General features: G+C 74.3%; 18 protein-coding genes. 9 read left to right on the forward strand and 9 right to left on the reverse strand.

The features are described from left to right. Window positions 1-4 precede the first annotated feature (4 nt). From benC to benA, 3 genes are read right to left on the reverse strand one after another with little or no spacing between them, the layout of a single operon-like run. Window positions 5-2,692, reverse strand: coding sequence for a benzoate 1,2-dioxygenase electron transfer component BenC (gene benC, locus MY526_RS16435; RefSeq protein WP_436704520.1), 2,688 nt, complete (start codon window positions 2,690-2,692; stop codon window positions 5-7). Window positions 2,693-2,720: 28 nt separating this feature from the next. Beyond that, complete coding sequence (gene benB, locus MY526_RS16440) at window positions 2,721-3,242, reverse strand: benzoate 1,2-dioxygenase small subunit (RefSeq protein ID WP_436694191.1); 522 nt, start codon at window positions 3,240-3,242, stop codon at window positions 2,721-2,723. A 5-nt stretch (window positions 3,243-3,247) separates the two neighbouring features. After that, window positions 3,248-4,624: a benzoate 1,2-dioxygenase large subunit gene (benA, locus tag MY526_RS16445; protein WP_436704522.1), complete on the reverse strand. Its 1,377-nt coding sequence runs from the start codon at window positions 4,622-4,624 to the stop codon at window positions 3,248-3,250. 220 nt (window positions 4,625-4,844) lie between these two features. Between benA and MY526_RS16450 the strand changes: the two genes are divergently transcribed. From MY526_RS16450 to MY526_RS16475, 6 genes are all read left to right on the forward strand, one after another. Further along, window positions 4,845-5,789: a LysR family transcriptional regulator gene (locus MY526_RS16450; RefSeq protein WP_436694189.1), complete on the forward strand. Its 945-nt coding sequence runs from the start codon at window positions 4,845-4,847 to the stop codon at window positions 5,787-5,789. Next, the gene (locus tag MY526_RS16455) at window positions 5,786-6,889 is read left to right on the forward strand and encodes a mandelate racemase/muconate lactonizing enzyme family protein (protein ID WP_436694188.1); all 1,104 of its coding nucleotides are present in this window, start codon (window positions 5,786-5,788) and stop codon (window positions 6,887-6,889) included. The genes MY526_RS16450 and MY526_RS16455 overlap by 4 nt, the downstream gene beginning before the upstream one ends. Window positions 6,890-6,980: 91 nt before the next feature. Continuing rightward, a complete protein-coding gene (gene catA / locus MY526_RS16460; protein ID WP_436694187.1) occupies window positions 6,981-7,832 on the forward strand; it encodes a catechol 1,2-dioxygenase in 852 nt (283 codons plus the stop codon). Next, window positions 7,829-8,293, forward strand: a complete 465-nt coding sequence (locus MY526_RS16465; protein WP_436694186.1) for a muconolactone Delta-isomerase family protein — start codon at window positions 7,829-7,831, stop codon at window positions 8,291-8,293. Before catA ends, MY526_RS16465 begins: the two co-directional genes overlap by 4 nt. 164 nt (window positions 8,294-8,457) lie before the next feature. Continuing rightward, a complete protein-coding gene (locus tag MY526_RS16470; protein ID WP_436704524.1) occupies window positions 8,458-9,828 on the forward strand; it encodes an MFS transporter in 1,371 nt (456 codons plus the stop codon). A 188-nt stretch (window positions 9,829-10,016) separates the two neighbouring features. Next, window positions 10,017-10,490, forward strand: coding sequence for a hypothetical protein (locus MY526_RS16475; protein WP_436694184.1), 474 nt, complete (start codon window positions 10,017-10,019; stop codon window positions 10,488-10,490). Window positions 10,491-10,493: 3 nt separating this feature from the next. Here MY526_RS16475 and MY526_RS16480 read toward each other — a convergent pair whose 3' ends face one another. Together MY526_RS16480 and MY526_RS16485 are read right to left on the reverse strand one after the other, a co-directional pair. After that, window positions 10,494-11,174, reverse strand: coding sequence for a response regulator (locus MY526_RS16480; protein ID WP_436694183.1), 681 nt, complete (start codon window positions 11,172-11,174; stop codon window positions 10,494-10,496). Then, window positions 11,171-12,796 (reverse strand): sensor histidine kinase, encoded by a 1,626-nt coding sequence (locus MY526_RS16485; RefSeq protein ID WP_436704525.1) that lies wholly within the window; start codon window positions 12,794-12,796, stop codon window positions 11,171-11,173. Before MY526_RS16485 ends, MY526_RS16480 begins: the two co-directional genes overlap by 4 nt. A 167-nt stretch (window positions 12,797-12,963) precedes the next feature. On the opposite strand from MY526_RS16485, the gene MY526_RS16490 reads away from it, so the two are divergent. Further along, window positions 12,964-14,388: a cation:dicarboxylate symporter family transporter gene (locus MY526_RS16490; protein WP_436694181.1), complete on the forward strand. Its 1,425-nt coding sequence runs from the start codon at window positions 12,964-12,966 to the stop codon at window positions 14,386-14,388. Between the two features lie 55 nt (window positions 14,389-14,443). Here the strand turns inward: MY526_RS16490 and MY526_RS16495 are convergent, their stop codons facing one another. From MY526_RS16495 to MY526_RS16510, 4 genes are read right to left on the reverse strand one after another with little or no spacing between them, the layout of a single operon-like run. After that, complete coding sequence (locus MY526_RS16495; protein ID WP_436704527.1) at window positions 14,444-15,541, reverse strand: glycosyltransferase family 4 protein; 1,098 nt, start codon at window positions 15,539-15,541, stop codon at window positions 14,444-14,446. After that, window positions 15,538-16,518 (reverse strand): Gfo/Idh/MocA family protein, encoded by a 981-nt coding sequence (locus MY526_RS16500; protein WP_436694179.1) that lies wholly within the window; start codon window positions 16,516-16,518, stop codon window positions 15,538-15,540. Before MY526_RS16500 ends, MY526_RS16495 begins: the two co-directional genes overlap by 4 nt. A gap of 2 nt (window positions 16,519-16,520) precedes the next feature. Continuing rightward, window positions 16,521-16,907 (reverse strand): response regulator, encoded by a 387-nt coding sequence (locus tag MY526_RS16505; protein WP_436694178.1) that lies wholly within the window; start codon window positions 16,905-16,907, stop codon window positions 16,521-16,523. Between the two features lie 59 nt (window positions 16,908-16,966). Further along, window positions 16,967-17,278 (reverse strand): hypothetical protein, encoded by a 312-nt coding sequence (locus tag MY526_RS16510; RefSeq protein WP_436694177.1) that lies wholly within the window; start codon window positions 17,276-17,278, stop codon window positions 16,967-16,969. Window positions 17,279-17,469: 191 nt separating this feature from the next. Here MY526_RS16510 and MY526_RS16515 point away from each other — a divergent pair, with 191 nt between their 5' ends. Next, window positions 17,470-19,431 carry a primary-amine oxidase gene (locus tag MY526_RS16515; protein ID WP_436704529.1) on the forward strand — a complete coding sequence of 654 codons (1,962 nt, stop codon included), beginning with the start codon at window positions 17,470-17,472 and terminating at the stop codon, window positions 19,429-19,431. Beyond that, on the forward strand, window positions 19,424-20,875 hold the full coding sequence (locus MY526_RS16520; protein ID WP_436694175.1) for an APC family permease: 1,452 nt from the start codon (window positions 19,424-19,426) through the stop codon (window positions 20,873-20,875). Before MY526_RS16515 ends, MY526_RS16520 begins: the two co-directional genes overlap by 8 nt. The last annotated feature ends 40 nt before the right edge of the window (window positions 20,876-20,915 follow it).

Below are 20,915 nucleotides of genomic sequence, written 5' to 3' on the forward strand. Positions count from 1 at the left end.
CCGGTCAGCCCAGGTCGCCGCCGGCGACCGGCAGGACGGTCCCGGTGATGTAGGAGGCCTCCTCCGACGCGAGGAAGGTGATGGCCGCCGCCTGCTCGTCGAGGGTCCCGTACCGCTTCATCAGCGAGGAGTCCACCGTCTGGTCGACGATGGTCCGGTACCACTCCTGCTCCTGCTCGGTCTGCGGCGCGGCGCCGCGCGGCGTCCGGCGCGGGGGCGCGTCGGTCCCGCCGGGGGCGGTGGCGACGACCCGCACCCCGTGCGGGCCCATCTCGAGGGCCAGCGCGTTGGTGATGGCGTTGACCCCGCCCTTGGCCGCGGCGTACGGCACCCGGTTGAGCCCGCGGGTGGCGACCGAGGAGACGTTCACGATCGTCCCGCGGCCCCGCTCGACCATGTGCGGCACGACGGCGCGGCAACACCACAGCGTCGGCCACAACGACCGGTCGATCTCGGCCCGGATCTGGTCGGGCGGGTAGTGCTCGAACGGCTTGGCCCAGATCGTCCCGCCCACGGTGTGGACGGCGACGTCGATGCGGCCGAACCGCGCGAGCGCGGTGTCGACGACGGCCGACGCGCCCTCCCAGGTCTGCAGGTCGGCGACGACCGCCACCGCCTCCGCACCCGGCGAGCCCAGCTCCTCGGCCAGGTCGCGCACCAGCTCGGCACGGTCGGCGAGCACGAGCGTGCCGCCCTCGGCGCTGATCCGCCGCGCGGTCCGCTCGCCGATGCCCTGCCCGGCACCGGTGACCACGACGACCTGGCCGGCGAACCGGCCCGGCGTGACGAACCGGGGACGGCGCCCGTCGGCGAGTTCGCGCATGGCCCGGCGGGTGGTCTCCTTCGACCGCGCCGCGTGCTCGGTGATGAGCACCCGCGCGCGCTCGCGGTCGCCGTCCCGGAACGCCGTCACGATGTCGAGGTGGTCCTGCGCGCACCGCGGGTGGACCCAGGTGGCGGTGCGCAGCGACTCCTCCATGTGCCCCCTGACCCCGAGCGCCTGGTAGGCCCGCAGCAGGTGCTCGTTGCCGGTGAGGGTGAACAGGTAGTCGTGGAAGGCGGCGTTGGTCTCGGTGTACGCGGGGGCGTCGACGAACCGGTCGCCCTCGACGTAGGGCACGGTGGCCTCGGCCAGCAGCCGGTACCCGACCAGCTGCTGGTGGGTCAGGCGCCCGATGGTGAGCTCGAGCGCCCCGAGCTCGAGGGCCTGGCGGGCGTCGAAGACCGCGTCGCTCTGGTGCACGGACGGGTGGTCCTCGCCGATCTCGTACCCGTCCGCGGTGATCCGCGCGGCCTCGGGCGTCCCCGCCGGCTCCGGTGGGGCGGCCGGCGGCGGGGTGAGCGGCGCCAGCGCCGCCTCCGGGAGCAGCTCCTGGCCGGCGACGGCGCGGGCGGCGTCGGCGGGCAGCAGGTCGTCGGCGTCGGCCACGGGGCGGACGTCGCCCGGGCCGGACGGCTGGCCGACCGCCTGTCCCGCGCAGCGCCACAGGTCGGCGGCCGACTCGGGGCTGCGGCGCGGAGCCCCGGCGCCGACCGGGGTCAGCTCGGCCGGGGGCAGCAGGACCTGCCCGGCGGCGGCCCGGCCCTCGCGGCCGCCCAGCGTGAGCAGGCCGGGCGCGGTGCGCGCCACCGGCACCGGCAGGGGCTCCGCGACGGCGGGCTCCGGCTCGGCGACCTCCTCCGCGGCCGGCGCCAGGACGGCGGCCAGCGCGAACTTCTCGTAGTAGAAGCCCGACGGGGTCACGCCCAGCCCGGAGACGTGCGTGCGGACCGCCTCCACCATGGCCGGCGGGCCACAGAGGTAGACCGTGCCGTCGCCGCCGTGCAGGTGCTCGGGCCCGTACAGCCCGGTGACGTAGCCCTGGTTGCGGGCCGTCGTCGCCGGGTCGGCGACGCAGTGGTCCCAGGTGAGCCCGTCGAGGGAGTCGGCGAGGCGGCCGATGGTGTCGAGCTCGACCACGTCGTCGTCGGTGGTGACGCCGTAGACCAGGTGCGCGCGACGGGTGCTGCCCGCGGCCGCCAGGGTCCGCAGGATGGAGAGGACCGGCGCCAGGCCGGTGCCGCCGGCCAGGAGCAGCAGCGGGGCGTCGGAGTCGCGGAGGAAGAAGCTGCCGTGCGGCCCGGTGAAGGTGATCTCGTCCCCGACCGCGGCGCGCTCCTCCAGCCAGGTGGACATGACGCCGCCGGGGGTGAGCTTCACCAGGAACGTCAGCGCCTCGTCCCCGGGCGCGCTGCTGAAGGAGTAGGAGCGGGACTCCTCCGTGCCGGGGACGGCGATGTTGACGTACTGCCCCGGCAAGAACGCCAGCGCGGCCCGGTCGGCGATCTCGACGGTGAGGCCGACCGTGGTGGATGAGAGCCGGTCGAGGCCGGTGACCCGGCCCCGGTGGGTGGCCGCGCTGGTCTTGGCCACCGCCGACGTGGTCGGGATCTGCAGCACCAGGTCCGACCGCGGCTTCATGCTGCACGGCAGCACGTAGCCCTCGGCCGCCTCGTCCGGCGAGAGCGCGTCGTCGAGGTAGGTGCCCCCGTCGAAGTCGCCGGACTCGCAGAGGCTCTTGCAGGTGCCGCAGGCGCCGTCCCGGCAGTCCAGCGGGATGTTGATCCGCGCCCGGTAGGACGCGTCGGCGACGGTCTGGTCCTCCCGGCAGGTGATGAAGCGGGTGACCCCGTCCTCGAACGCGAGTGCCACGCGGTGGTCCACGGAGATCACTCCCGGCTCAGAGGTGGTAGACGTCGACGACGTGGTGGATGTAGTCGTTCTTCAGCACCACGGTCTTGCGGCGGATGAGCGGCGCGGGCCCGGAGAAGTCGATCGTGTAGAACGACGTCCCGTAGTAGGGGTCGACCGTCTTGTACCGGAAGTACATGGTGTGCCAGTTGAACCGCACGTCGACCAGGTCGCCCCGCCGCTCGATGACCTCGACGTTGCTGATGTTGTGGCTGGTCCGCGGCTCGGGCAGCGACGTCGCGCTGGAGCGCTCGGTGCGGATGCGGAACACCCGGTCCTCGAGACCGCCCTTGTTCGGGTAGTAGATGAGCGAGATGTCCCGCTGCGGGTCCTCGGTGAGCCGGTCGTCGTCCGCCCACGACGGCATCCAGAAGACGACGTCGTCGGCGTAGCACTCCAGCCACTTCTCGAACTCGCGGTCGTCGAGGTAGCGCGCCTCGCGGTAGAGGAACTGCTCGATGGCGTTCTGGGTGACGAGCGCGCCGCCGGTGGCGGTCTGCGTGGAGGTCATCGGGGTCAGCCCCTCGGGGTCGTGGCGGTCGCGCCGGCCTGCTGCTCGAGCGCGGCGCGCATGGTCTGCAGCCAGTAGCCGTGCTGCACCGGGTAGAGCCCCTCGTCCTCGTTGCGCAGCCCCGAGGAGACGACGCCGTGCATGCCGAGCGACTCGGCGACCGGGTCGGGCCCGTCGAGCCAGTGCTCCGCACCCCGGCTCATGTCGTTCCACGGCGCCGCGGTGGCCCGGAAGGTGAGCTGGCAGGAGCGGAACTCCTCCAGGTCGTCGGGGGTGGCCATCCCGGAGGCGTTGAAGAAGTCCTCGTACTGGCGGATGCGGTGGGCCCGGGCCTCGGCGCTCTCGCCCTTGGGGGCGATGCAGTAGATGGTGACCTCGGTCCTGTCCGGCGAGATCGGCCGGAAGTGCCGGATCTGGGTGCTGAACTGGTCCATCAGGTAGACGTTCGGGTAGAGGCACAGGTTGCGGGAGCCATTGACCATGAACTCGCCCTTGGCCTCGCCGAACTGCTCCTTGAGCGCGTCCAGCCGGTCCCACAGCGGGCGGTCCTCCGGGTTGGCCGCCCACGTCCACAGGCACAGGTGGCCGTTCGGGTAGGACCAGTAGCCGCCGCCGGACTTCCCCCAGCCGCCGGCGTCGAGGGCCCTCGTGGTGTTGGCCGACTCGCCGGTGCTCCGGCGGGAGGTGGTGGCGGCGTAGTTCCAGTGCGTCGCGCTGACGTGGTAGCCGTCGGCGCCGTTCTCCGCCTGGACCTTCCAGTTGCCGTCGTAGGTGTAGGTCGACGAGCCGCGCAGGACCTCCAGCCCCTCCGGTGACTGGTCGACCAGCATGTCGATGACCGTGGTGGCGTCGCCGAGGTGCTCCGCGAGCGGGACGACGTCGGGGTTGACGCTGCCGAACAGGAAGCCGCGGTAGCTGTCGAACCGGGCCACCCTCGTCAGGTCGTGCGAGCCGGCGGTGTCGAAGGTCGCCGGGTACCCGGCGCCGTCGGGGTCCTTGACCTTGAGCAGCGCGCCGTCGTTGCGGAACGTCCAGCCGTGGAAGGGGCAGGTCAGCGTCATCCGGTTGTCGGTCTTGCGGCGGCAGAGCATCGCCCCCCGGTGCGCGCAGGCGTTCACCAGGCAGTGCAGCTCGCCGCTCTTGTCCCGGGTGATGACGACGGGCTGGCGGCCGATGGAGGTCGTGAAGTAGTCGCCCGGCTCCGGGAGCTGGCTCTCGTGGGCCAGGTAGACCCAGTTGCCCTCGAAGATGTGGGTCATCTCCAGCTCGAAGATCTCCTCGTCGGTGAAGATCCGGCGGTTGGCGCGGTAGATCCCGGCCTCCGGGTCGTCGACGACGGCGTCGGCGAGGATCTCGTGGACGCGGGTGACGTCGGCGGTCATGGCGGTGCCTCCGGTCGGGTCGGTGGTGCGGGGTGGTGCGTCCTCCCCACTGTTCGTGGCGCCCGTCACCCGGCGCGCCGGACAAGTGCCCAGTCCCGACCTGGGGTTCTTCGAGACGCTGCACGTCTCAATCGAGCCGGAATCGGTCTTTGCCGGTACATGCCCAGCGGCCCTACGTTGGCTGCGTCACAGCCACACCGGACCCGGAAGAGGAGGGGACGTGGAGATCCGCCAGCTCCGCTACTTCGTCACGGTCGCGCAGACCCGGCACTTCGGTCAGGCCGCCGAGCGGCTGCACATGGCCCAGTCCCCCCTCTCGCAGGCCATCCGCCAGCTCGAGTCGCAGGTGGGGGCCACGCTGTTCACCCGGACGACGCGGCGGGTGGAGCTCACCCCCGCCGGCGAGGCCCTCCTGCGCGACGCCGAGCGCATCCTCGAGTCGGTGGACGCCGCGCAGGCGCGCGTCCGGCTGGTCGGCGAGGGCAGCACCGGCCTGCTGCGCGTCGGCGCGACCGGCCTGGCCGCGTTCCGCCAGCTGCCCCAGCTGGCCCGGATCGCCGCCCGCGAGGTGCCGGGCCTGGTGCTCCGCTTCGAGCCCGGCCTCCTCACCCCCGCGCAGGAGCTCGCGCTGGAGGAGGACCGCATCGACCTGGCGGTGCTCCGGCCGCCGCTGCGCTCCCCCGGGCTCTCGGCGCGGCTGGTCACGCGGGAGCGGTTCGTCTGCGCCGTCCCCCGGAGCCACCGGCTCGCCGGGGACGAGCCGGTCGGGCTGGCGGAGCTCCGGGACGAGGACTTCGTCGTCTACGGCGTCCCCGACTCGGTGGTCGACGCCACCGCCGCCCGGGCCTGCCTCGCGGCCGGCTTCCTGCCGCGGCGGACGCACGCGGCCGCGGAGACCTCGATCATGCTCACGCTGGTCGCCGCCGGCATGGGCGTCGCGCTCCTCCCGGAGTCGGTCCGCGCCGTCTCGGTCGAGGGCGTCGCGCTGGTTCCGGTCGCCGACGACGTGCACGTCGACGTCGCGCTGGCCTGGCGCACCGACGACCACTCCCCCGCACTGACCCGGTTGCTGGAGGCCCTCGCGGCCAACGGCTTCATCGCGCCCGACGCCGACCCGGTCCCCCTGCCCGAACTCCCCGTCGTCCACCCCGGAGGTAGCCGGTGAAGATCGTCGCGATCGAGGCGATCCCGTACGCGATCCCCTACCGCAAGCCCTTGCGCTTCGCCAGCGGCGAGGTGCACGTCGCCGACCACGTGCTGGTCCGCGTGCACACCGACGACGGCGTCGTCGGTGTCGCCGAGGCCCCGCCGCGCCCGTACACCTACGGCGAGACGCAGGAGTCGATCGTCGCGGTGGTCGACAAGGTGTTCGCCCCGCAGCTGGTGGGGCTCACCCTGCTGGAGCGCGAGGTGGTGCACGGGCGGCTGGACCGCACCGTCGGCAACCCGACCGCGAAGGCGGCGGTCGACATGGCGATCTGGGACGCGCTGGGCCACACCCTGGGCCTGCCGGTGACCCAGCTGCTCGGCGGCTGGACCGACCGGCTGCGGGTCGCGCACATGGTCGGGTTCGCCCCCGACGCCGAGATGGTCGCCGACGCCGAGCGGGTCCGCGACGTCCACGGCATCACGACCTTCAAGGTGAAGGTCGGCCGCCGTCCGGTCGCGCTGGACGTCGGCGCCTGCCGGGCCCTGCGCACCGCCCTGGGCCCGGACGTCGAGCTCTACGTCGACGGCAACCGCGGCTGGACGCCGTCGGAGGCGGCCCGCGCCCTGGACGCGATGGCCGACCTCGGCCTGACCCTGTCGGAGGAGCTGTGCCCGGCCGACGACGTGCTCGGCCGCCGGTGGCTGACCGCGCGGACGACGGTCCCCACTGTCGCCGACGAGAGCGCCACGACCCCCGGCGAGGTCACCCGTGAGCTGCTGGGCGGCGCGGCGACCATGATCAGCATCAAGACCGCCCGCACGGGGTTCAGCACGTCGCAGCGGATCCTGCACCAGTGCGACGGCCTCGGGGCCGAGGTGGTCATGGGCAACCAGATCGACGGCCAGGTGGGCACCGCCTGCACCGTCGTCTTCGGCGCCGCTCACCGCAGCTCGGCCCGCCGGGCCGGTGAGCTCTCGAACTTCCTGGACATGAGCGACGACCTGCTCACCGAGCCGCTGGAGATCTCCGGTGGCGAGCTCGCCGTCCGTCCGGGACCGGGGATCGGCATCGCGATCGACCCCGACAAGCTCGCCCGCTACCGCCGGGACCGTTGACGGACCTCCCTGCCCCCACCGCTCGCACGCTCGCGGCGGGACCTGCAGGGAGGTCGCCGCACCACCGCACCCACCACCCCAGGAGGACACCGTGACCGCACCCACCGAGATCAACCCGACCGCCGCCGGTTCCGGCCGCAACGCCACCGAGCGCTTCGCCCAGAAGGAGCGCGCCGCAGCCGCCGTCGACCAGGCGCGCGTCTCGGCGATCGCCACCGACGCCCTCACCGCCCTGCACGACGTCATCCGGCGGCACGGGGTCACCTACGCCGAGTACGACGCGCTGAAGGCGTGGCTGATCCGGGTCGGGCAGGACGGCGAGTGGCCGCTGTTCCTCGACGTCTGGGTCGAGCACGTGGTCGAGGAGGTGGCCAACGCCGACCGCAAGGGCGCCACCGGCACCATCGAGGGCCCGTACTACATCCCGGGCTCGCCGGAGTTCCGCAGCCAGGCCACCCTCCCGATGCGCGACGGGGAGAAGGGCACGCCGTTCGTGTTCCAGGGCACCGTGACCGACCTGGACGGCGCCCCGCTGCAGGACGCCCGGGTCGAGCTGTGGCACGCCGACGACGACGGCTTCTACTCCCAGTTCGCCCCCGGGATCCCGGAGTGGAACCTGCGCGGCACGGTCCTGACCGGGCCGGACGGCCGGTTCGCGTTCTCCACGGTCAAGCCGGCGCCGTACCAGATCCCGACCGACGGCTCCTGCGGCGCGCTCATCGCGGCGGCCGGCTGGCACGCGTGGCGCCCGGCCCACCTGCACCTCAAGGTGTCCGCGCCCGGCAAGCAGCTGGTCACCACCCAGCTGTACTTCCAGGGCGGCGACTACGTCGAGACCGACGTCGCCCAGGCCGTGAAGCCGGAGCTGATCCTGCACCCGACCCCGGCCGCCTCGGGCGCCGGCGAGGAGGTCACCTACGACTTCGCGCTGGACCCCGCGTGACCCAGCTGTACGCGGTCCGGATGGACGTCGCGCTGCCACCGGACATGGACCCGGCGGCGCGCGACGACCTCCTGGCCCGGGAGAGGGCCTACTCGCAGGAGTGGCAGCGCTCTGGCCACTGGCGCCACATCTGGCGGTGCGTCGGGGAGTACGCCAACCTCAGCGTCTTCGCCGTCGACAGCAACCAGCAGCTGCACGAGATCCTCTGGGGCCTGCCGCTGTTCGCCCACATGCGGATGACGGTCACGCCCCTGGCCCCCCACCCGTCGGACATCGCGCAGGACCCGGCGCCGTCGGACACAGCGCAGGACCCGGCGCCGTCGGACACAGCGCAGGACCCGGCGCCGTCGGACACAGCGCAGGACCCGGCGCCGTCGGACACAGCGCAGGACCCGGCGCCGTCGGACACAGCGCAGGACCCGGCGCCGTCGGACACAGCGCAGGACCCTGCCTCCGACTGACCCCGCCGGGCGCCGCTCGCGCGCCCCGCCGGCCCCCCGGCGCGCACCGCATCCCCGCCCTGCGCGCCGGGTCGCACCCCTCCCCCACCCCCGTGGCGACGTCGCTCGCCGGCTCCCGCCTGCCCTGCTACGGCCGCCGCACGCCCGAGACGAGGAGAACAGCAGTGGATTCCCCCCAGCAGGACGTGCTCCGCCGCAGGACGGTCACGTGGATCGTGTCGCTCGCGACCGTCGGCCTGGTGTTCGACGGCTACGACCTGGTCGTGTACGGCACCGTCGTCCCCCTCTTCCTCCGCGACCCCGGCCAGATCGGCGCGGTGACGCCGGCCACGGCCGGCGCGCTGGGCAGCTACGCCCTCGTCGGCGTGCTCGTCGGCGCGCTGGTGGCCGGCGGCGTCGCCGACCTGATCGGCCGGCGGAAGGTCATGCTCACCGCCTACGCCTGGTTCTCCGTCGGCATGGCGCTCACCGCGCTGGCGACGACCACGACGGTGTTCGGCCTGCTCCGCTTCGTCACCGGCATCGGCGTCGGCGCGCTCGTCGCCACCACCGGCGCACTGGTGGCGGAGTTCGCGCCGGCGGGCCGGCGCAACGTCGCGAACGCGATCACCTACTCCGGCGTCCCGCTGGGCAGCCTGCTCGCCGCCCTGGTGGCGATCGTGGCGCTGGACGCCATCGGCTGGCGGGGGATGTTCCTCCTCGGCGCCCTCCCGCTGGTGACGCTGTTCCCGCTGGCGATCCTCAAGATGCCGGAGTCCCCGGCGTGGCTGGCCTCCCGCGGACGGCTCGAGGAGGCCCGCGCGGTCGCCCGGCGCACCGGGGTGGACCTCGCCGAGACCGCGGCCCCCGGCGCGCCGGCGACCGAGCCGGTGGCTCGCGGGCGGGCGGGCTTCGCCGGGCTGGCCAGCCGGGTGTACCTGCTGCCCACCGTGCTGCTCGGGCTGCTCAGCGCCACCGGCCTGCTCCTGGTCTACGCGCTCAACACCTGGCTGCCGGAGCTCATGGGCCGGGCCGGCTTCTCCACCAACGGCTCGCTGGCCTTCCTGCTCGTGCTCAACGGCGGCGCGGTGCTCGGTGCGCTGGGCGCCTCCCGCTTCGCCGACCGGTTCGGCCCCAAGCCCGTGGTGGCCGCCTCCTTCCTGCTCGGTGCGGCGGCGATCGCGTTCCTGACCGTCAGCCTCCCGCTCGCCGTCCTGCTGGCCTTCGTCGCCGTCGTCGGCCTGGGCACCAGCGGGACGCAGATCCTGATCTACGGATTCGTCGCGACCTACTACCGGACGAACGTCCGCAGCGCCGGTGTCGCCTGGTGCGCCGGCTTCGGCCGCCTCGGCGGCATCGGCGGCCCGCTGGTCGGTGGGCTCCTCATCGCCTCGGGGATCTCGCTGACGTCGATCTTCTACGTCCTCACCGCGCTGGCGGTGTTCGGCAGCCTGCTGGCCCTGGTGGTGCCGACGGCGGCCTCGCGGGCGCCCCGGCCGCGGCCCGCACCGGCGGTGCGCGGAACCGGCGACCGGCTGGTCGGCGCGGTCGAGTAGCTCCTGCCCAGCTCATCGACGGGCGCCCCGAGCCCCGGGCACCGGTGTCCGGGGCTCGGGGCGGCCGCTCCTCACGCGGGGTGAGGGGTCGGGCGGGGGCGGTGGCGACGGAACCGTCGAGGAGCCGCCCGGGGGTTCCTCCGCGGATCGCCGTCCCCCGATACTGCGGCCGGCGGAGGGAGCCGGAGATGACCCGACGGCGGCAGACCCTGGCGACCGGAGCGCTGGCCGGCTACGTCGCCAGCCGCACGATGGACGCCGTCACCACGCTCTTCTACGCGCGGCAGAGCGAGGCGTCCAGGCGCCGGGAGCAGGAGCTCGCGCCGGGCGGCACGCTCGTGCAGCTGGGCCGGCAGCTCGGGCAGGTGGCCGGGCGGGATCTCGACGACGCGGCGGCCGGGCGGGTCGGGCTGGCGCTGCACCGCACCTTCGGCACGACCTACGGCGTGCTCGCCGCCGCGCTCACCCGGCGGGGCGTGCACCCGCTGGCCGCCGGGCTCGCCGTCGGCGCCGCGGCCTTCCTGGTCGTCGACGAGGGCACGTCCCTGCCGACGATGACCGACTACCCGCTGGTCACCCACGCCCGCGGCGTGGTGGGGCACTCGACCGTCGGGCTGACCATCGGGCTGCTGCTGTGGCTGACCCGCCCGGCCTGCGGCTGAGGGTCACCGCCAGCGGTACTCCATCTCGGGGCGGCCGGCGCCGCCGTAGCGGGGGGCGCGGTCGACCACGCCGGTGTCGGCGAGGTACTCCAGGTAGCGGCGGGCGGTGATCCGCGAGGCGCCGATCAGCTCGCCGGTCTCCGCGGCCGAGAGCCCGTCCCCGGCCCGGACGGCGGCGACGACGGCGTCCAGCGTCTCCCGCCCCATCCCCTTCGGCAGCGGCGCCGGCCGGCTGGGCCGTGCCGAACCGAGCACGCGGTCGACCTCGTCCTGGCCGGCGGCGTCGCCCGCGGCGTGCAACCGTGCCCGGTACTCGGCGTAGGCGGTCAGCCGGTCGCGCAGGGCCGGGTAGGTGAACGGCTTGAGCAGGTAGCCGACCACGCCGTGCGCCGCCGCCGCGCGCACCGTGGTGAGCTCCCGCGCCGAGGTGACCGCGAGGACGTCGACCTGCGCACCCGCCGCCCGGATCCGCCGGCACAGCTCGATGCCGTGCGTGTCGGGCAGGTTCATGTCCAGCAGCACCAGGTCGACCGGCAGCCGGGCCAGCGCGTCGAGGGCCTGCGCGCCGGTGCCGGCGACCGCGGCGGTGCCGAAGCCCGCCGTCCGGTCCACGTAGGCGCGGTGCGCCTCGGCGGCGACCGGCTCGTCCTCGACGACGAGCACGCGGATCACCGGGGCGCTCACCGGGCGGCTCCCGCCGGCACCGGGAGGGGCAGCGAGACCACGAACTCCGCGCCCGGGCCGGGGCGCACCGTGATCGTGCCGCCGTGCCAGCGCACCGCCTGCGCGACCAGGGCGAGCCCGAGGCCCCGGCCGAGCCCCGCGGGCGCGCCGCCGGCGTCCTTGGTCGACCAGCCGCGCTCGAAGACCCGCGGCAGGTCGGCCTCGGCGACACCCGGGCCGGTGTCCTCGACCCGGATCTCCAGCCGGCCGCCGGCGACCTCCAGGGCCAGCTGGACCTCCCGCGGCGGGTCCCCGGACAGCGCGGCGTCGATCGCGTTGTCCAGCAGGTTGCCGACGATGGTGACCAGGTCGCCGCCCGGGAGGCCGGTCTCCCCCACCGACGTCGCGGGGTCGATCTCCAGCAGCACGCCCCGCTCGTGCGCGGTCGCGGCCTTGCCCAGCAGCAGCGCGGCCAGCACCGGGTCACCCACCGCGCTGACCACCCGGTCGGTCAGCCGCTGCGCCGAGGCCAGCTGCGCGGTGGCGAACTCGATCGCCTCCTGGGTGCGGCCGAGCTCGACCAGCGAGACGGTGGTGTGCAGCCGGTTGGCCGCCTCGTGGGCCTGCGCCCGCAGCGACTCGGCGAAGGACCGCACGCTGTCCAGCTCGCCGGTCAGGGCCTGCAGGTCGGTGTGGTCCCGCAGGGTGACCACGGTGCCGGCCCCGCCGTCGGCGGCCTGCGGCGGCGCCTGGTTGACCACGAGCACGCGGGTGCCGGTCACGTGCACCTCGTCGACCGCGGTCCGCTGCTGGGTCAGCAGCGCGGTGAGCTCGGCGGGCAGGCCCAGGTCGGCGACGTGCCGGCCGGCCGGGTCGCCGTCCAGGCCCAGCAGCCGCCGCGCCTCGTCGTTGACCAGCTGCACCCGCCGCTCGCCGTCGACCAGCAGCAGGCCCTCCCGGACGGCGTGCAGCACCGCGTGGTGGTACTCGACCATGCGGGCCAGCTGCCCCGGCGAGAGGCCGTGGGTCTGCCGCTGCAGCCGGCGGCTGAGCGCCCAGCTGCCCAGCCCGCCGACGGCGAGGGTGACCAGGGCGGTCCCGGCGATCCCGGGGACGGCGGCGGCGAGGTCCTCCCCGATGGCCTCGACGGTGATGCCCGCGGACACCAGCGCCACGACCTCCCCGCCGGCGCCCACCACCGGGCCGGTCGCCCGCACCGACGGGCCGAGGGTGCCGGTGTAGGTCTCGGTGAACGTCTCCCCTGCCAGCGCCGGGGCGATCGTGCCGCGGAAGGGACGGCCGATCTGGTCGCGATCGGGGTGGGTGTACCGGGTGCGGTCGGGGGCGAGGACGGTGATGAACGAGGTGCCGGTGTCGGCCCGCACCTGCTCCACGTAGGGCTGCAGCACCGCGGACGGGTCGGGGCCGGTCACCGCCTCGAGCACGAGCGGGGAGTCGGCGAGGCTCTCCACGATGGCCGTCGTCTCCTGCTCGGCGGACTGCTGCACCGCCTGGCGGGCGTCGAGGTAGGCGACGGCCGTGGCGGTGAGGACGACGACGCCGACCACGAGCGCCTGCAGCAGCAGCAGCCGCCGGGCCAGGCTCGGGTCGCGGCGGTGCGGGAGGGAGGCGGGCACGCGCACGTGCCGAGTGTGCCGCCTGCCGGACCCGCCGCCGTCCGGCGTGAACGCAATGACCGAATGCGTGACCGCCGTCACCCCGGCCAGCAGTGTGACTGGCGTCGCCCTCCACGGGGCAGAACCCACCGGACCCGGGAGGCACTCGCCTCCGGCCGACGACAGGAGACGTCATGGCGTCAGGCACCGAGCACGACACACCGCCCGCCGCCCGGAAGAAGGACCGGACGCACTGGCTCTACATCGCCGTCATCGGGGCGGTGGTGCTCGGCATCGCCGTCGGCTTCGCGTTCCCCGAGTTCGCCACCAGCCTCAAGTGGCTGGGCACCGCGTTCGTGGGCCTGATCAAGATGCTGATCGCGCCCGTCATCTTCTGCACGATCGTGCTGGGCATCGGCGCGATCCGGCAGGCGGCCAAGGTCGGCCGGATCGGTGGGCTCGCGCTCGGCTACTTCATCCTCATGTCGACCGTCGCCCTGACGATCGGCCTGCTGGTGGGCAACCTCATCCACCCCGGGGACGGGCTGCAGCTCTCCGACGAGCTGCGGGGGCAGGGTGCGGAGCTGGCGACGACGGCCGAGGAGGGCGGCGGCACCATCGACTTCGTGCTGGGCCTGATCCCGACGACGCTGCTGTCGGCCCTGACCGAGGGCTCGGTGCTGCAGGCGCTGCTGGTCGCGCTGCTCGTCGGGTTCGCGATCCAGGCCATGGGCCGCTCCGGTGAGCCGATCCTGCGCGCGGTCGGGATCCTGCAGAAGCTGGTGTTCCGCATCCTCTCGATGGTCATGTGGCTGGCGCCGATCGGGGCGTTCGGGGCGATCGCCGCCGTCGTCGGGGAGACCGGCATCGACGCGCTGAAGAGCCTGGCCGTGCTCATGCTGGCCTTCTACATCACCTGCGCGATCTTCGTGTTCGTCATCCTCGGGACGATCCTGCGCCTCGTCGCCCACGTGAACGTCTTCACGCTGATGAAGTACCTGGGCCGGGAGTTCCTGCTGATCGTCTCGACCTCGTCGTCGGAGACGGCGCTGCCCCGGTTGATCGCGAAGATGGAGCACGCCGGCGTCAGCCAGCCGGTCGCCGGCATCGTCGTCCCGACCGGCTACTCCTTCAACCTCGACGGCACCGCGATCTACCTGACGATGGCCTCGCTGTTCATCGCCTCGGCACTGGGCGACCCGCTGACGGTCGGCGAGCAGATCGGCCTGCTGGTCTTCATGATCATCGCGTCCAAGGGTGCCGCCGGGGTCACCGGCGCCGGCCTGGCCACGCTGGCCGGCGGGCTCTCGGCCCACCGTCCGGACCTGCTCGACGGCGTGGGCCTGATCGTCGGCATCGACCGCTTCATGTCCGAGGCCCGCGCGGTGACCAACTTCGCCGGCAACGCGATCGCGACCGTCCTGGTCGCCACCTGGACCAAGGAGCTCGACCGCGAGCAGCTGTCGGCGGCACTGTCCGGCGAGAGCCCCTTCGACGAGGAGACGATGCTCGACGACCACGGCGACTCCGACCTGCCCGAGTCCGGCAGCAACGCCGGACCCGGACAGCGGGACGCCGAGGCCGCGCAGCGGGAGGGGGCGCAGGCGTCGGTGCGCTGACCGTTCCGACCTGACGAGGGTGCCCGGCCGTGCGGCCGGGCACCCTCGTCGCGGCTCACGCGGGGGCCAGCTCGTCGAGCAGGGCCCGCCACCGCGGCAGGACGGCGGGCACGCTGAACCGCGCCTCCACGTCCGCCCGCAGCTGCCGCCCCAGCCGGCGGCGCAGCGCCGGGGAGCGCACCACCCGGCCCAGCGCCTCCGCCACCGCCACCGGGTCCCGGTGCGGGACGAACAGCACGTTGCGCCCGTGCACCAGGTGCTGGCCGGCGCCGTTGTCGGGGGTCGCGACCACCGGCAGGCAGGCGGCCCCGGCCTCGGCCAGGACGTGCGGCATCCCCTCCCCCTCCGACAGCCAGACCAGGGCGTCCAGCCCGGTCAGCAGCCGGGGGACGTCGGCCCGGTCGCCCAGCCAGCGCACCCGCCCGTCCAGCCCGAGCCGGGTGGCCAGATCGCGCAGTGTGTCGGCGTGCTCCGGGTACATGAAGTTCGGGCCGCCGACCAGGACCCAGCGCACCTCCGGGTGCCCCTCGGCCAGCAGCGCGGCGGCCGCGAGCACGTCCTCCACCCGCTTCTTCCGGTCCAGCCGGCCGATCCAGCCGAGGACCGGGACGTCGTCGGCCAGACCCCACTCGCGGCGCACGGCGGCCCGCCGGCCCGGGTCGAACTCGCCGAGGTCGACCATGGACGGGATCTCCAGCGCGTGGTGCGGCCGGTCGGGCATGCGGGCGGCCGCGGCGTCCCGGATGGAGGCGCAGACCCCGACGTAGCGGTCGGTGCCGTCCTTGGACCCGGACTCGGCCTCCCGGACCAGCCCGCCGTGCTCGACCAGCGGCGGCCGGTCCTCCAGCCGCGCCAGGGCGGGGTGGACGAACGGCACGCCCTGGCTGGCCACCACGACGTCGTGGCCCGGGATCACGCGGGCCAGGTGGTCCACGACCTCGTCGTCGGGCAGGTCGCACGGGGTGGTGTCGACGGGGACGCCGCACTCGGCCAGCTGGGCGTGCGTCTGCTCCGGCATCCCGGGGCGGCGCAGGCAGACGACGACGTCGATCTCCCAGGCGGGCCGCAGGTGCCGGCTCAGCAGGCGCACCTCCGTCTCCTCACCCCCCACGACCAGCCAGTGGAAGACCCACAGCAGCCGGCGGGTCCTCACCGGCCGTCTCCCGCCGGGACGCGCAGCGGCACTCCCTCGGCGACCGACCGGGCCGCGGTGACGGTCACGCGGTGGGTGCGCAGCGCCTCGGCGTAGTCGGCGCGGGTGCGGTCGGGGCCACCCTGCACGGCGTCGACGAAGGCGCGGTCCTCCCGCGCGAACGGGTCGCCCGCGGCGGTCCGCTCCTCGCGGCCGTCGGCGTCGACGACGGTGAGGGTCTTCTCGGTGAGCTCGGCGACCACGCCGTCGGCGACCAGCTGCAGGCCGACGGCGTGCGGACCGGCCAGCAGGCAGCTGGCCACGAACGTGCCGACGGCCCCGGTGGCGAAGCGCACCGCGACGGTGGTGACGTCGTCGACGTCGCTGTCGGGGAACCCGGCCCGCTCCGACCGGGCGCCGAAGCCGTGGACCTCCTCGATCTCCCCGACGAGCAGCCGCGCGGTGTCGACCAGGTGCGTGACCTGCTCGACGAGCTGGCCGCCGGAGAGGTCGCGGCGCTGCCACCAGGGCACCGGCGGGGTGGCGTCCAGCCAGGAGCCGACGGCCAGCCGGGCCGGCCGGGCGGCCAGCAGGCCCCGCAGGTGCTCGACGGTGTCGATCCACCGCCAGTGGTAGCCGACGCCGGTGACCAGCCCCTTCTCCCGGACGACGGCGTCGATCTCCTCCGCCGTCGCCAGGTCGGTGGCCAGCGGCTTCTCCACGAAGAACGGCAGCCCGCGGGCCGCGGCGGCCAGCTCCGGGGCGCCGTGCGCGAACGGCGGCACGCACACGTAGACGGCGTCGGGCCGCGCCTCGTCGAGCATGGCGTCGACGTCGGCGAAGACCGCGGCGCCCACCGTGCCGGCGAGGGTGCGCGCGCGTTCGGTGTCCGGGTCGGCGATCGCGACCACCCGCACGTCGTCGAAGCGCGCCAGCGTGCGCACGTGGCGCCGGGCGATGACGCCGGCGCCGACGACGCCGATCCGGGTCTGTGGCACGGTCACTCCTCAGGGACGGCGCTCGCGCGCGGACTCCACGCGGTGCCGCCGGCGGCGACCTCGCGGACGTGCTGGGCCAGGTCGGTGACGTCGCCCTTGAGCAGGTAGCCGGCCAGGCCGAGGCGGCGCGCCGCCCGGACGGCGGTGGGGTCGAGCAGAGCACTGTGCAGGACGACGCGCACCTCCGGCTGGACGTCCAGCAGCCGGCGGGCCGCCTCGAGGCCGTCGACCCGCGGCATGACCAGGTCCATGAGGACGACGTCCGGCCGGGCGCGCTGCGCCGCCTCGACGACCTCCGCCCCGTCCGCGCACTCGGCGACGACGCGGATGTCGCCGGTGTCGGCGAAGACGTCGGCCAGGACGCGGCGCAGGGCCGCGGAGTCGTCCACGACGAGCAGCCTGACGCCCACCGGGGGCGCGGCACCACCCCGCGCGCCGGGTCCGGGTGTCACACAGCAGGAGACGCGGGCCCCGGCGACCCATGACGCGGCCCGCGCGGTCCGCGGCCGGCGAGGAGCAGCCCCGCACCCGCGAGTCCCAGCCCGAGGGCGGGCACCAGCACCATGGCCGCGCCGAGCGCGCCCTGCGCCGGGCCGCCGGCGTGCGCGTGGGCGCCGCCGGGCCCCAGCAACGGGTGTGCGACCAGCATGGCCGCCGCGACGAGGCCGGCCTGGGCCCACGCGCGGCGCCGCGGCAGGAGGACCAGGTGCAGCGCGCACGGCAGGCAGGCCAGCCCCATGGCCAGCAGGACCAGGGCCACCGCGGGAGTGGCCCCGGCGGCGGCCGTCGCGACGTGCAGTGTCGCCGAGGTGACGGCCAGGAACGCAGCGCAGGACCGCAGTACCGGCCGGTCGATCGACTTTCGGACGGGGGCTTCACATACCGATGCGGCACTTGTAACCTGTGTCACGCCATGTTTCTACACCCGTAGAACCAAGAGAGGGAAGCCCCATGGCCGCACCCGCCGCCGCACCGCCCCGCAGCCATCCACTCGAGCGGCTGACCGCGGAGGAGATCTCCGCCGCCCGCCAGGTCCTCGTGGACGCCGGTCTCGTGGCCGAGACCACCCGCTTCGTCTACGTCGGCCTGGAGGAGCCCGCCAAGTCGGCGCTGTCGGACACCGCCGCCGCGCCGGACCGGCGGGTGCGGGCACTCCTGCACGACGTCTCGCGCCCGGCCGCCCGGGACGTCGTCGTCTCGGTGAGCCGCGGCGAGCTGGTGTCCGACCGGGCGCTGGACGCCGCGACCGACGGCCAGCTGCCGGTGCTGGACGAGGAGTTCGCCCTCGTGGAGGAGGTCCTCGCGACCGACGAGCGGTGGCTGGCGGCGCTGGCCGCCCGCGACCTGGACGTGGCGGACGTGAGGGTGGCCCCGCTGTCGGCGGGCGTCTTCGAGTACCCGGAGGAGGAGGGCCGGCGGATCCTGCGCGGGCTGGCCTTCCGCCAGGACCACCCCGAGGACCACCCCTGGGCCCACCCGATCGACGGGCTGGTGGCCTACGTCGACGTCATGAACAAGACCGTCGACCAGGTCGTCGACATGGGGCCCGTGCCGATCCCCGAGGAGCACGGCAACTTCACCGACCCGGAGCTCACCGGCCCGCTGCGCACCACCCAGAAGCCGATCGAGATCACCCAGCCCGAGGGCCCGAGCTTCACCCTCGACGGCAACCTGCTCACCTGGGAGGGCTGGCAGCTGCGCGTGGGCTTCGACGCCCGCGAGGGCCTGACGCTGCACCAGATCGGCTTCGTCGACGGCGGCCGGCTGCGGCCGGTCATCCACCGCGCCTCGATCGCCGAGATGGTCGTCCCCTACGCCGACCCCTCCCCCATCCGGTCCTGGCAGAACTACTTCGACACCGGCGAGTACCTGGTCGGCCGCTACGCCAACGCCCTGGAGCTCGGCTGCGACTGCCTCGGCGACATCACCTACCTGGACGCGGTGATCGCCGACGAGCGCGGCAACCCGCAGGTGCTGCCCAACGCCGTCTGCATGCACGAGGAGGACTTCGGGATCCTCTGGAAGCACAGCGACCTGTGGACCGGCTCGTCCGAGACCCGCCGCCAGCGCCGCATGGTGATCAGCTTCTTCACCACGATCGGCAACTACGACTACGGGTTCTACTGGTACCTCTACCTCGACGGCACCATCGGCTTCGAGGTCAAGGCCACCGGCATCGTCTTCACGTCCGCCCACCCCGGGGCCGGCTACCCGTACGCCTCCGAGATCGCCCCCGGCCTCGGCGCGCCCTACCACCAGCACCTGTTCAGCGCCCGGCTGGACATGACCGTCGACGGCCCGACCAACACCGTCGAGGAGCTCGACTTCGTCCGTGTCCCGATGGGGCCGGACAACCCGCGGGGCAACGCCTTCACCCAGCGGCGGACGACGCTGCGCCGGGAGTCCGAGGCGCAGCGGATGGCCGACCAGGGCGTCGGCCGGGTCTGGCACGTGAGCAACCCGAACAGCCGCAACCGGCTCGGTGAGCCCGTCGCCTACGCCCTGTACCCGGAGGGGCAGCCGGTCCTGCTCGCCGACGAGGGCAGCTCCATCCACCGCCGGGCCACCTTCGCGACCAGGCACCTGTGGGTCACCGCCTACGACCCGGCCGAGCGCTACGCGGCCGGCGACTTCGTCAACCAGCACAAGGGCGGCGCCGGCCTGCCGGAGTACACCGCCGCCGACCGGGACCTCGACGGCACCGACGTCGTCGTCTGGCACACCTTCGGCCTCACCCACGTCCCCCGGCCCGAGGACTGGCCGATCATGCCGGTCGACCGCACCGGCTTCCAGCTCAAGCCGGTCGGCTTCTTCGACCGCAACCCCACGCTGGACGTCCCGCCCAGCGCCAGTGCCCACTGCCGGTCCCGCGCCGCCGGCTCCCCCCAGGACGGCGGTTCCTGCCATGAGTGAGCTCTCCCCGCCCCGCCCGGACGTCGCCGCTCCCGAGGAGGGGTCCGGCCGCGGTCTGCGCGGCTCGATCGGCGTCATCGGCATCGTGTTCCTCGTCGTCGCCGCCGCCGCGCCGCTGACCGCGATCGGCGGCGCCCTGCCGGTCATGCTGGCCATCGGCAACGGCCCCGGGAACCCGCTGGCCTACGTCGTGGCGGCCGTCGTCCTGCTGCTGTTCAGCGTCGGCTACGCCGCGATGAGCCGGCACGTGGTCGACGCCGGCGCCTTCTACGCCTACGTCACCAAGGGGCTCGGCGCGCCGGTCGGCGTGGGTTCGGCGGGCCTGGCCCTGCTCACCTACACCGCCATCCAGGCCGGTCTCTACGGGCTGGCCGGGGCGACGGCGCAGGGCCTGGTCGTCCAGTACGGCGGCCCCGACCTGCCGTGGTGGGTGTGGGCGTTCCTGCTCATGGCCCTCGTCGCGCTGCTGGGCTACCGCAACATCGACGTCGGCACCAAGGTCCTCGGGGTCCTGCTGACCCTCGAGATCGCGGTCATCGCCGTGGTGGCCGTCGCCGTCCTGGTGCAGGGCGGGGCCGACGGCATCGAGTTCTCCTCGTTCACCCCGTCGGCGTTCTTCTCCGGTGCCCCGGGGATCAGCATCATGTTCGCGATCGCCTCCTTCATCGGCTTCGAGGCGACCGCGATCTACGGCGAGGAGGCGCGCAACCCGCGGCGCACCGTGCCGCTGGCGACCTACGTCGCGGTGGTCTCCATCGGCGCCTTCTACGCGCTGGCCAGCTGGGCCATCGTCCTGGCCTTCGGCAGCGACGGCGTGGTGGCGGCCGCCCAGGCCGACACCGCGGGCCTGGTGTTCGCGGCCGGTGCCCAGTACGTGACGCCGGGCCTGGCCGACGTGATGGTGATCCTGCTGCTCACCAGCCTGTTCGCCGCACTGCTGGCGTTCCACAACGCGGTCTCGCGCTACCTCTTCGCGCTCGGTCGCGAGCGGCGGGCCCCGGCCGGGCTGGGCCGGACGCACTCCCGGCACGGCTCGCCGCACGTGGGGTCGCTGACCCAGACGGCATCGGCCGCGGTCATCGTGGCGGTCTTCGCGCTGGCCGGCTCCGACCCGGTGCTCCAGCTGTTCACCTGGATGTCCGGCCTCGCGACGGTCAGCATCCTCGTGCTGATGGTGCTCACCAGCCTGGCGGTCCTGGCGTTCTTCGCGCGGACGAAGGTCGACCGGCGGGTGTGGCACACGCGGGTGGCGCCGGTGCTCGGCACCCTCGGGCTGGTCGGCGTCACGGTCCTGGTGCTGAGCAACTTCACCACGCTGATCAGCGGGGACGCCGTCCTGGCCGCCGTCCTGCTGGTGGTCATCGCGCTGGCGTTCGCCGGCGGGGTCGTCGTCGCGGTCGCCCAGCGGTCCCGCCGCGCGCCGGCGGGGGACGCCGTCCGGTGACGACCCGGCCCGGGTTCCCGTCCCCGCGTCCACGACACTG

The organism is Geodermatophilus sp. CPCC 205761, from assembly GCF_051383655.1.
GTDB lineage: Bacteria > Actinomycetota > Actinomycetes > Mycobacteriales > Geodermatophilaceae > Geodermatophilus.